11 protein-coding genes are annotated in these 11,791 nt (G+C 48.4%); 5 read left to right on the top strand and 6 right to left on the bottom strand.

Going from position 1 to position 11,791, the window contains the following annotated elements; all coding sequences use genetic code 11:
* The first annotated feature begins 317 nt into the window (after nt 1-317).
* Genes BLS15_RS01265 through BLS15_RS01275 form a run of 3 tightly spaced genes read left to right on the top strand, consistent with a single transcriptional unit; the run spans nt 318 to nt 2,675 of the window.
* Entirely contained in the window at nt 318-1,232 is a 915-nt protein-coding gene (locus tag BLS15_RS01265; protein WP_090509433.1) for an ABC transporter ATP-binding protein, read from the top strand.
* The gene (locus BLS15_RS01270) at nt 1,229-1,942 is read left to right on the top strand and encodes an ABC transporter permease (protein WP_090509436.1); all 714 of its coding nucleotides are present in this window, start codon (nt 1,229-1,231) and stop codon (nt 1,940-1,942) included. Before BLS15_RS01265 ends, BLS15_RS01270 begins: the two co-directional genes overlap by 4 nt.
* A 1-nt stretch (nt 1,943) precedes the next feature.
* Nucleotides 1,944-2,675: an ABC transporter permease gene (locus BLS15_RS01275; protein ID WP_175460696.1), complete on the top strand. Its 732-nt coding sequence runs from the start codon at nt 1,944-1,946 to the stop codon at nt 2,673-2,675.
* A 110-nt stretch (nt 2,676-2,785) separates the two neighbouring features.
* Here BLS15_RS01275 and BLS15_RS01280 read toward each other — a convergent pair whose 3' ends face one another.
* The 5 genes from BLS15_RS01280 to recQ form a co-directional block, all read right to left on the bottom strand.
* Nucleotides 2,786-3,730, bottom strand: coding sequence for a DUF2167 domain-containing protein (locus BLS15_RS01280; protein ID WP_254777274.1), 945 nt, complete (start codon nt 3,728-3,730; stop codon nt 2,786-2,788).
* A gap of 257 nt (nt 3,731-3,987) precedes the next feature.
* The gene (locus BLS15_RS01285) at nt 3,988-5,796 is read right to left on the bottom strand and encodes a B12-binding domain-containing radical SAM protein (protein WP_090509444.1); all 1,809 of its coding nucleotides are present in this window, start codon (nt 5,794-5,796) and stop codon (nt 3,988-3,990) included.
* 214 nt (nt 5,797-6,010) lie between these two features.
* Nucleotides 6,011-6,187 (bottom strand): hypothetical protein, encoded by a 177-nt coding sequence (locus BLS15_RS28815; RefSeq protein WP_021254439.1) that lies wholly within the window; start codon nt 6,185-6,187, stop codon nt 6,011-6,013.
* Between the two features lie 29 nt (nt 6,188-6,216).
* Nucleotides 6,217-6,579, bottom strand: coding sequence for a chaperone CsaA (gene csaA, locus BLS15_RS01290; RefSeq protein ID WP_090510035.1), 363 nt, complete (start codon nt 6,577-6,579; stop codon nt 6,217-6,219).
* Between the two features lie 77 nt (nt 6,580-6,656).
* Nucleotides 6,657-8,474, bottom strand: a complete 1,818-nt coding sequence (gene recQ, locus BLS15_RS01295) for a DNA helicase RecQ (RefSeq protein ID WP_090509449.1) — start codon at nt 8,472-8,474, stop codon at nt 6,657-6,659.
* A 270-nt stretch (nt 8,475-8,744) separates the two neighbouring features.
* Here recQ and BLS15_RS01300 point away from each other — a divergent pair, with 270 nt between their 5' ends.
* A complete protein-coding gene (locus BLS15_RS01300; protein WP_090509454.1) occupies nt 8,745-9,773 on the top strand; it encodes an RluA family pseudouridine synthase in 1,029 nt (342 codons plus the stop codon).
* Nucleotides 9,774-10,029: 256 nt separating this feature from the next.
* On the opposite strand, the gene BLS15_RS01305 is transcribed toward BLS15_RS01300, so the two are convergent.
* Entirely contained in the window at nt 10,030-10,500 is a 471-nt protein-coding gene (locus tag BLS15_RS01305; RefSeq protein ID WP_090509458.1) for a GNAT family N-acetyltransferase, read from the bottom strand.
* A 166-nt stretch (nt 10,501-10,666) separates the two neighbouring features.
* Between BLS15_RS01305 and BLS15_RS01310 the strand changes: the two genes are divergently transcribed.
* On the top strand, nt 10,667-11,710 hold the full coding sequence (locus BLS15_RS01310) for a hypothetical protein (RefSeq protein ID WP_090509462.1): 1,044 nt from the start codon (nt 10,667-10,669) through the stop codon (nt 11,708-11,710).
* The last annotated feature ends 81 nt before the right edge of the window (nt 11,711-11,791 follow it).

Consider the following 11,791-nt stretch of genomic DNA (forward strand, 5'->3'; position numbering starts at 1 on the left):
TATGAAATCCAATGAATTCATTGAAATCAATATACTATAAATTCTATAAACTCAATAAATCCTAGGAACCATAAGAATCAAATGAATCCAACACGTTAACGAAGACCATATTAAAGACTCCACTGCGAAAAACCAAACTAACCGAAAGTATCCGTATGAATAAACGTACATCCCCTACTACGCCCATGGACGCGATCATGTTCATGGGCTTCTTCTTCTCCCTTTTTAAACAGATCCTTTCTTAAACAGAATTTAAACAAGCAGCCGCTTTTGTTTTAACCTTCGACCTGTATCGTTAACTGACGAGGTGATATACATTGAGTGAAACAATCATACAAACCGAAGGGTTGACGAAAACATATGGCGACCGCCGAGCAGTCGATCAGCTTCGGCTTACGATTAACCGCGGGGATATATACGGCTTCCTTGGACCGAACGGCGCAGGCAAGACAACGACGATCCGCATGCTGCTTGGACTCATTCGCCCTACGAAGGGCAACATTCAAATATTCAATAAGAACTTGCACTCCCATCGGTTAGAGATCTTACGCAAGGTCGGATCGTTGGTTGAATATCCATCGTACTATGCTCATCTGACTGGACGGGACAACCTAGAGGCCATACGCAGAATTATCGATGTGCCGAAGTCGCGAATCGATGAAGTACTTGCCGTCGTTCGACTCACGAATGATGCCAATCGCCCAGTTAAGGGGTACTCGCTTGGCATGAAGCAGCGGCTTGGTATTGCCGCAGCTTTATTGGGCAGTCCAGAGCTGCTCATCTTGGATGAGCCGACCAATGGCCTCGATCCATCTGGAATTCTGGAAATTAGAGAGCTGATTAAGAGCCTGCCCCATCAGCACGGCATTACGGTTCTTGTATCCAGTCATCTACTAAGCGAGATTGAACAGATGGCTACGCGCGTAGGCATTATTCAGCATGGACGTATGGTCTTTCAAGATTCCATCAGCGTATTGCAGGATCAGGCCCAGCATCGCATTCGATTCGCGGTCTCGAATCCTGCCAAGGCAGCGAATCTGCTCGCTGCATCTGTATGCGCTGTAGAGCAGCAGGAAGGAAGCGTCTTGATGAACTACATGCCAGACAGTCAGGTCGCCTCCGTCGTTGATCTGCTCGTCCATAACCAACTGTCCGTGTATCGAGTAGAAGAACAGCGGCAGTCGCTGGAAGAGATCTTCCTCTCAATGACTGGAGAGGGGAACAATCGATGATCGGGAAGCTGCTGTCATCTGACTTTGTAAAAATACGCCATACATGGATATGGCTGCTCATTGTCCTAGGGCCTGTCGGCGTCATCAGCCTTCAGGCGATCAATTACAGCTTGCGCTACGACTACCTCGTATCGAAGCTGAAGGATCAGGTATGGATCGGCCTACTCAGCGACATTAAAATACTGGCGGTTCTCGCCCTATTATTTGGCATTACACTCGTAACATCCTTGATCGCAAGTATCGAGCATCGCCAGCGATCATGGAAGCAGCTGCTTGCCCTTCCCGTGTCTCGATTCAGTGTATTCACATCCAAATATATTCTAAGCTTGTTCATGATGTTCACTGCATCGCTGCTGCTTGCTGTCGGATCAGTTCTGCTCGGTCTGCTTCTCGGCTTCGGTGCTGATATCCCTTGGTCTCTGCTGCTCAAGAACAGCTTCTATCCGTTCTTAGCGGCTATGCCCATACTCGCACTGCAGCTATGGTTATCTACCGTTATCAGCAACCAAGCCATTCCGCTTACTTGCGGAATTCTAGGAACGATCGTATCCGTGTATTCGATTAGAATGCCGGATTGGATGCCGTACAAGTGGCCGCTGCTTGTAAATGAAGCAAATATTCCAGAGTACTCCGTCATCGCAGGTATCTTGATCGGCTTCGTCGTCTTTCTGTTCAGCCTTGTTCACTTCATTAGAAGGGATGTGGATTGATGTGGCAACATGGCTGCGATTATTTCAATCTGAACGTTTAAAGTTGGGCAAGTCCCATATTGGACTGCTTACCCTGATCAGTCCTCTGCTGGCCATGCTCGTCGGCCTATTCATTTCTGAGCAGCAGCCGCCCGAAATCCAGTGGCTCTATTTATGGTCGACGATGTCAATCGCGCACGCGATGTTGTTCTTACCGCTATTGGCTGGCGTGTTCTCTGCATTTATATGCCGGTACGAGCACGCGGGAGGCGGTTGGAAACAAATGCTTTCCATGCCTGTGTCCCGCTCCAGCTTATACTTGGCGAAATTCGCCCATGTTACACTGCTGCTGGGACTAACACAAGTACTGTTCCTACTAGGTGCAATTGCTGTCGGCTTATTAAAAGGATATACAGCACCTATCCCTTGGACTGAACTTCTGAGAGCCTTCTCCAATGGCTGGCTGGCTACCCTGCCTGTTGCTGCGCTTCAATTGTTCGTGTCCGTATCGTGGTCAAGCTTCGCGGCTCCGCTTGCTATTAACGTGATGCTGACACTGCCGAATATGCTCATCGTCAATTCGGAAAAGTACGGCCCATGGTATCCTTGGGCACAGCCTGCACTCGCGATGAACGGCGTGGAAAAATACGGGGCATTCAATGTATCGCTCGGCACTCTCTTATTTGTCATTGTTGGCGGATTCCTGTTCTTTCTACTTAGTGGTCTTATTTACTTCAACCGCAAAGATATGTAGCTTTATGAGGACATCCTGCATCTTGTAAAGACGTAGAAAAAAGAGGCAGATAGACATCATCGTCTAGTCTGCCTCTTTCCATATAGGATACGATCCTGTTCATTTTGAATTTATGACATTGGCGGCTGTTGAGATGGAGGCTGCTGCGAGGATTGCTGAGAAGCTGATTGTTCATCACCTGCAGCAGATTGCACTTCCTCTTCTTCCTGCTCCTTGTTGCGCTTCTTGCCTGTTAAGAGCTTCCACAAGCCAGCAATGACAGCCACGATAACGATCCAGAACTTTTTGAACAAGCCGAGCGCCAATGCGATTAATCCCGCTTTTTTGGCAACGGCAACACCCGCTCCGCCAAGGATAAGTCCAGCCAAGCCATACTCCGCCACCTTATCCGTCGATTCATTGAAATCCTCATAGCGCTTGCCTTCTTTGATTTTCAGTGTAGACAAGACCAAATCATTCATTTCCTTGCGCGATGCTTCTACCTTTTTGGGATCACAAACCAAGATCGCTGACACATAACCCTCTCGCGTCAATATACGCTCGTTATAATTGACCATTGAGGCATTGTCTTTGTCATGCAGTAATAGCGACCATACAACTCTACGTGCCGTTTCATCATATTTAGGCGCTACGTCCCAACCATCCACGAATAGATGATTTTCAGGGGTCATTTCTTTATTTGCTTCTTCTTGTCCGTCTTTGTAACTTTGCAGCAGTTCATCTGCATCGATCTCATTTTTATCGCTATCTTTGATATGTCCGGAATCGGTGTACTCAAAATACAAAAACCAGCGCCCGTCTTCTGGTATAACCGTACCGATTTCGGAGCCGGAAGGTTTGCCGCCATTTCTCGTAATCATGGCTTTCGTTTCCGTGCCATTTATGTATTCCATTCCTTTTTTCAAAGTCACGGTCGCAATGCCTTGATCAAGCTCTACCGCCTGTCCCGCCCCGACAGTGTAGTTCGCAGTACCCTCAGCATGTGCAGGCATCGATCCTGTCATAAGAAGTGCAGCACACCCCATTATGACGGCTGTTTTTTTGAACCATTTCATCACAATCTTTTACCTCCTAGAATATCTCTCTATTTTTCTCTCGACAAACTATACCGGAAGAAGGAATGTATGAAAATAAGTACATATGCCCACATTTTGATTATACAAAGTGACAAACCGTAATTTTCTTGAGACTTTTGGTATGTTTTTCATTTCCAGATCCTACCCCATCCTATTTTATTTTTGCTGATAGGACTAGACGAGAAGAGATAAAAAAAGCAATCTTAGGTCTAATACCTAAGATTGCTACTAAAGTCCTATTCAACAATAACCATCATGGATTGGTTCACCGTAAACAGCAACGGTTTTTCATCATCTGTCTGCTGATACAAGAAAATGCCGTACACTTCATCTGTTAACCCCTCGTTGGTTGTCTCGAAACCATGTTCCGTATGTTGGGACATTCCGAGTGAACGGCTGCGAACAACTGCCTCAAGCGGGATCATCTCTACAACAGCGTGCTTATGCAGCTCCTTCTCCGAAAGACCTAGAGCTGCGAATTGCTCAGACACAAGCTCAGCCTGTACTGCCGCCCATTGCAGAACGCGCGAAGCCTCCTCTTTCTGAAGCTGTCTGTGCCACCATACTTTGCGCGGCTTATACTTTTGGTTCATGAAGTAGTCGAGCTTCATTAACCCCAATGCCACATACGGCTTTTTGAGTCCGTGCGCAGTTAAAAAGGCATGCAGTCTTACGAACAAATCCTCTAATTGATGTCCAATCTTCTGCCAGCCATTTGCTTCCCAGAAGTCGCCGAATGCTTGGAAGAAATCAAACGGTGAGTCGAATTCGGTATGCATCAAATACTCCATCGTCCGATCCATGCGATGTGCGTTCCAGTACTTTTCCAGTACGTCTTCCAGACGCTTCAATCGCACGACATCACGGAACGGAAGCGCATCATTCGATAGCATTTCGTATGGTGCGTGATCCATGAAGACATAGCCGTACTTCTCAGCATCCAGACGAAGTCCTGTACCACGCAGCATCTTCAAGAATCCGAGCTGCAATTCCTCCGGACGCAGTGCAAATACATCGTTGAATGTTTTGCGGAATGTATCGTAATCCTCAAGCGGCAGCCCTGCAATCAGATCCAAGTGCTGATCGATCTTGCCGCTGTCCTTCACCTTCATGACGGTTCGGGTCAGCTTCGTGAAGTTCTGGCGCCGCTTCACAAGCTCATTCGTTGGATCGTTCGTCGATTGGACGCCGATCTCAAAGCGGAATACGCCGGGTGGTGCATGCTCAGCCAAGTAATCAAGCACCTCTGGGCGCATAATGTCCGCCGTGATCTCAAATTGGAATACACAGCCGCGATGGTTCTCAATGAGGAACTGGAACATCTCCATTGCGTAATCACGCTTAATGTTGAACGTCCGATCGACGAACTTAATGAGCTTCGCCCCATTGTCTATCAAGTACAAGATGTCCGCCTTCGTGCGTTCAATATCGAAATAGCGAACGCCAACCTCGATACTAGATAAGCAAAATTGGCAGCTGAACGGACAGCCGCGGCTTGTCTCGAAATAGACAACACGCTTGCCGAGGCTCGGAATATCTTCCGCAAAGCGGTGGGGGGATGGAATTTCATTCAAGTCCAGCTTCGGGCGGGGCGGATTGATAACGACCTCGCCCTGCTTGTTCCGATACGCCACCCCGAATACAAAATGATACTTCCCTTCGCCTTCGATCTCCCGCAGCAAATGAAGCAGCGTCTCTTCTCCCTCACCCATGACAATGAAGTCAACATCCGACAGCCGCTCCATCCATTCCTTCGTGTCATAGGACACCTCAGGGCCACCAAGTACGATGCGGATCTCCGGCCGCACCTTGCGCAGCATGTTGACGACCTTAATCGTTTCCTCAATGTTCCATATATAACAGGAGAACCCGATCACATCCGGCTCTCGCTGGTACAGATCCGAGACGATATTCATCACCGGGTCCTTAATTGTATATTCAGCAATGTCGACATCGAACTCGCCTTCGCAATGCGCCTTCAAGCAGCGTATCGCCAGCGAGGTATGAATATATTTAGCATTTAATGTTGCAAGTACGACTTTCATCTAAACCTTCCTCTCATCAGACACTACCTTAAAGTGACCGAGCTGCTCGGTCAGCCTCTACCATTATAACCAAAGTGAAGACCGATCTTGACATCCATCCCCAAAACCACCATGAACAGAAAAGCAAGCTGCGGGCAGCTTGCTTTATTCTGTGTCAATGCAATCGCAAATGGATTATCGAATCATGCCGCCACTATAGTGCAACTCGTAAACTCTATGATCTCTTTTGACCAAAGTAAATATCCCGATATACGTAGTCTCCACTGCGGTATTCCAACTGCACGGAGCCAGGTAATATCGGTTGGACAGATGTGTTATTGTCCGCTGCAGCATACGTGCGTTGCTTCGCATCTACTAAAAAGTGCGCAAGCTCTTGATCATTACTCAACATCGTGTACCTCTTCCTCGTAATCAATCACACTATGCAATTGGTGTGCCGTTTGGAATGATCTCATCTGTATTTAGTAGAACAACATCGCCTTCCTCAGGCACTCCACCCAATACGAGCACTTCAGAATCGAAGCCGGCGATACGGCGCGGCGGGAAATTCACGATAGCAACGACCTGTCTTCCTAACAACTTGTCCGGCGTATAACGAGCCGTGATTTGCGCACTTGATCGCTTCGTGCCGAGCGGCCCGAAATCGATTGACAGCTTAATCGCGGGCTTGCGCGCTTTCTCGAACGGCTCTGCCTCCACGATCGTTCCAACACGTATATCAAGTTTCATAAAGTCCTGAATGCTTGCTTCATCCTTGATTTGTTCCAGATTCAACTCATGCATCATGCTTCAGCTCCTTATTCATCGCTATCCATTCGTCGTTCCCATAGCCCATTCGTCTATATCTGCAATCCCCAACCCTATTCCATATCGTAGCGACCCGCTTCTTCTTCCCGCTGCTGGAAAAATTCAAGGAACGGCATGCCGAACTGCTTCAGCTTCGCTTCCCCAACCCCTTTAATACGGAGCATGCCCGCTTCGGTCGTCGGCTGCATCTCCGCCAATTCCCGCAGCGTGCTGTCATTAAACACAATGTAAGGCGGTACTCCAGCCTGGCTTGCCAGCTCACGCCGAATAAGACGCAGCTGCTCAAATATCGTCTCATCAATGGCAGTGCCCGCCTTCGGTTTCAACGACTTCGCTACCCGCTGTTCAACGGTCCGCTTGCCCTTCAATACATCCGCTGCCAGCGGCAGCAGCCGCACAACGGGATACTGCCCTTCGCTAAGCTGCAAGTACCCCTCGGCTATAAGAACATAGATGAGATCCGAAATTTCCTTCTCCGCCAAATGCCGCATTTCCCCATGCGTAGATAGCTTCTCAAATCCATACTGCATGACCTTCTTGTTGCGCGACCCCTTCAGTACGGAAGCGACCATAGATACGCCGAACCGCTCACGCATCCGATAAATGCAGGAGAAGATCTTCTGCGCTTCAATCGTGATATCAATCGATTCACGCTCGTCCTTGCAGTTGCCGCATACGCCGCATGGCTGCTCTCCTTCTTCTCCAAAATAACGAACCATATAATTTTGCAGACAGCCGGTCGTATAGCAATAATCGATCATGACTTGCAGCTTCTTATATTCATGCGCCTTCCGTTCTGGAGCCGCCTCGCTTTGTTCGATGAAGAACTTCTGCGTCAGTATATCCTGCGGATGGAACAGCAGCACGCATTCGCTCGGCTCCCCATCGCGTCCCGCGCGTCCTGCCTCCTGCACATAGGCTTCCATATGCTTCGGCATGTTGTAATGCAGCACATACCGTACGTTGGACTTGTCGATGCCCATGCCGAACGCGTTCGTCGCTGCAATGACACGCACATCATCATAGAGGAAGGCTTCCTGCATTTTCGCCCGCTCCTCATCTTCGAGTCCAGCATGATAGCGGCCAGCAGCTATTCCTGCACGTCTCAGCATGTCATAGATGTCCTCGACTTCCTTCCGCGTCGACGCATAAATAATGCCTGATTCGCTCGACCGCTGCCGGACATAATCAAGCGTGAACGCCTTCCGCTCCTCGCCGCGCAGCACCGTAAACGCCAAGTTATCCCGCTTGAATCCCGTAACGACAAGCTCGGGTTCCAGCAGTTCCAAGGAATGAATAAGATCCTCCGTTACTTCCGGCGTCGCGGTTGCGGTAAATGCCGCCACAATCGGACGCTCGCGGCCACTTTGCACAAGTTCCTGAATGAAAGGTGCAATTGTCCGATAGCTTGGGCGAAAATCATGTCCCCATTGCGAGACGCAGTGGGCTTCGTCTACCGCTACCATCGATATTGGAATCGATTTCGCACGTTCCCGGAACCATTCTGTCTCTAACCGCTCCGGCGCTACATAGAGCAGCTTCATGCGTCCTTCCTGCGCCTGCCACATGAGACGGCCCGCTTCCCCCATCTCAAGCGTGCTATTGATGAATCCAGCCTTGACCCCCAAGCTGTGCAGCGCATCCACCTGATCCTTCATTAATGAAATAAGCGGCGAGATCACCAGCGTTACCCCAGGCAGCAGCATTGCTGGAATCTGATAACAAATTGACTTCCCCCCGCCGGTTGGCATAATACCCACCGTGTCCTTGCCTTCAGCAAGATGTTCAATAATTTTCCGTTGTCCATCGCGGAAGCCATCGTAGCCATATACTCGCTGCAATGCGCTTCGCGCTTGGTCCATTGTAAACATGTGCGTAGACTCCTTTTCCCCGTTCCCTTGCGGCAACCCGTTGTTCCTGTCCTTTATTATAACATGGGCTTTTCCTATGAGGTAATAGCTTCCACTTCACCATTCTCTGGCCATATGTACGTCTTTTCGCCTATTCTGAATAGAATCTGCACGAACTTTCTGCTATAGTGATAGCATTCCATAGAACATGTCCTACAGCGCGCCATCAGCGCCAGCTGTGAAGCGCACTGTTCTGTATAGTGTTGTCTACTCATCAAGGAGGTCTTACGAATGCGTAAGCGAGAGAACCATAAACCGAGAAAAGGCCCGCAGAAGAATCAACCGGCGAAAGCTTACCAATCCGCCAAACCAGCCAAGCACGTCAAACCAACTAAACCAACCCATCGGACACCGCCGAAGGCTCGCGAATATACAGTTCAGGAACCAGCTGAATTGCTCAGCTTCTTATTAAATACGGTAGAAAATATGGGGCGCAACTCCATCAAATCCGCACTTGCCCGCGGTCAAATTTCTGTCAACGGACAAACAGTAACAGCCTATAATCATCCGCTTCAGCCTGGACAAGCTGTAAGCTTGTCGAAGGAGAAAATCGTTGAAGCTCCTCCATTTGTAGGTTTGTCGATACTGCATGAGGATGAAGATATCATCGTCATCAACAAGGAAGCCGGTCTGTTGTCTATTGCCTCCGAGCAAGAGAAAGAATTGACTGCCTACCACCAACTGACGACGCATGTTCGCTTGCAACATCCGAGCAACCGGATATTTGTCGTGCATCGCCTCGATCGTGATACGTCCGGCGTCATGATGTTCGCTAAGAATGAAGACATCAAGCAGCAGTTGCAAAATAATTGGAAAGAGATCGTACAAGAACGTTCCTATGTTGCGCTTGTTGAAGGCAAGGTTCGCCAGCCAGAAGGTACAATTTCCTCCTGGCTGAAGGAAATGAAAACATTAAAAATGTATTCGAGTCCGTATCAAAACGATGGCCAGCATGCGGTTACGCACTACAAAACACTGGAAGCGAACAGCGCTTACTCCCTACTGGAGGTTCATCTCGAAACAGGGCGGAAAAATCAGATTCGCGTTCACATGGAGGATCTCGGTCATCCGATCGTAGGTGACAAGAAGTACGGCGCCAAATCAAGAGGACTAGGACGACTTGGCCTGCATGCCCGCATACTGGCATTTACCCATCCGACTACGGGCACGCCAATGCGATTCGATACGGGCATTCCGAAGCCGTTCACCCGCTTATTGCAGCAGGACGGCTCTGGTCCAGTCAGAAAAGATCGCCGCTAAATTTCCTCAAATTAGATTACGATCCGATATCGCAGACGAACAAACACAAATAGCCGTTCTCCTTACATATAAGGGATCGGCTATTTTCTTTCCTATATAGTCGGAGCCCCCAATCTCTAACCCTTCAGCAGCGCGTCTCATACCTCACCATGCCTTATGCCTGCACATAGCGGCCCCTACCATAACAACCTTCTGAGCGACATAAGAACAGTCAGAAGATTGGGCATCAGGCTTTCTTCTCAACTGTTGACCTGATTTACAATCGCTTGCTCATCTTGTAATTCATCAAGCCGACTCCTCTGCGCTGCACCATCTGAGCTTGAAGGATGCAGAACCCGTGCCGCTCGAAGAAGGGAACTGCCGTAATACTTGCATCTGTTCTCATTTCGGACAGCCCCAGCTTCCTCGCTTCCTGCTCCAACTTGGACAACAATGCCGTTGCAACCCCTTGCTTCTGAACATCCTTATGAACATAGAGTCGATCCAAATACCCGCCAGCATCCATATCGCTAAATCCGACCAATTCGCCCTCCCGAATCGCTACATACGTCATGTGCTGGCTTAACGACTCTGCCCAGCGAGCCAACTTCTCTACCTGTTCATCGGCCGGCGCCCAGGCTTGCAATTGTGCAGCGGTATAATCTTTTGCGTTCACGGTGTGTACCGTATCGAAGAATAAGGCGACAATCTGCGCGATATCTTCTATTTCAAATGATCGTATATGCATGATATTCAAGACTCCTTCCGTTACAAGTCTACCAAAAATAGAACCCCATCGTTCACCTATATTCTATTATAATAATCATTTTTTTTAATTTCTCGTGAACCTCCTCTCCACTTCAAGCCATCTAATAGGTACATCAACCAAAACCAATCGATCAGGAGGATTCAATATGAAATCTTATAAATTCATGCTTGCTGCTATCACTGTAAGCTTGCTCGCCACAAGCCTTCCAGCTAATTTCACGCTTCATACCGCATATGCGGCGGAACAGCCGACAAACGAAGCGGCAAAAAAAACGGCAATCAAAGCATCGGCATTGGACAACCTTGATCCCGCAATAATCGAAACAGCAAAGAAGGCTCTACAGGAGCTAGCTCCTAAAAGAACGATGGAACTAGCTGCTATGCACAGTGGTGCCGAGGCAGGCTATGAATATCTCGGAGAGGATCGATTGTTAATCGAAGACAAAGACAATCGGGCGCGCGTCATGATCGGCAAGGCAAAGGGCGATATTTTAGCATGCGAAATCAACTTCACATGGCAAGAGCTCGATACTTCGCTTCAGTCCGTTATCCAAAAAGCAATGAAAAGCTTGGATGCACAACAGAAATTCAAGATTACGCAAATTACTCGTGTCAAAGCCGATAAAGACATGAACCATTGGACATTCAACGGCAGCAATATTTCAGGCATGGTTGATGCAGTCACAGGCAAAGCAACATACGTGTCAACAGATTACGCCTTGGCGAAAATCGATTCAAAGTGGAGCGCGTTAGCCAAGAAAACAATTCAATCCCTGTCAGCAGACAAAAACAAGCAGCTTCGCAATTTCGTCCAAGTATACATAGGCATGGAAGCAGAAAACCAAAAAACAGCCTCTTTCTCCGATGAAAGCGGCCGTTATCTGGTCAAAGTCAATACTGCTACAGGCAAGCTGACGTCCTTTGTCAACTATAAGGATTTTATCCATTATGCCTCAGAAGAAGCGCGCAAGAAGGCATTCGCCAAGCCTTTTTATACGAGTGACAAAGCCATTGCTGCGGCTGCTCCAATGGTCAAGCAATATTTCGGCCTAGACTTGAAAGGCTACCAGGTTCACGTCAAGCAAGAACAGTATACATTCACGAAACAAGGAAAGCCGAGCGTCTATGGTAAGATCAATGGAAAAGGAAAGTTCTGGAGCATGTCCCTTACTGCTCCAACAGCATCCTGAACAAATGAATTAAGCATAGGGATTGCGTCTCGGCCTCTATCGCACACCATGATACGGGTCTTGGCGCCCACTATAAATAAA

This window comes from Paenibacillus sp. cl6col (assembly GCF_900102125.1).
GTDB lineage: Bacteria > Bacillota > Bacilli > Paenibacillales > Paenibacillaceae > Paenibacillus_B > Paenibacillus_B suaedae.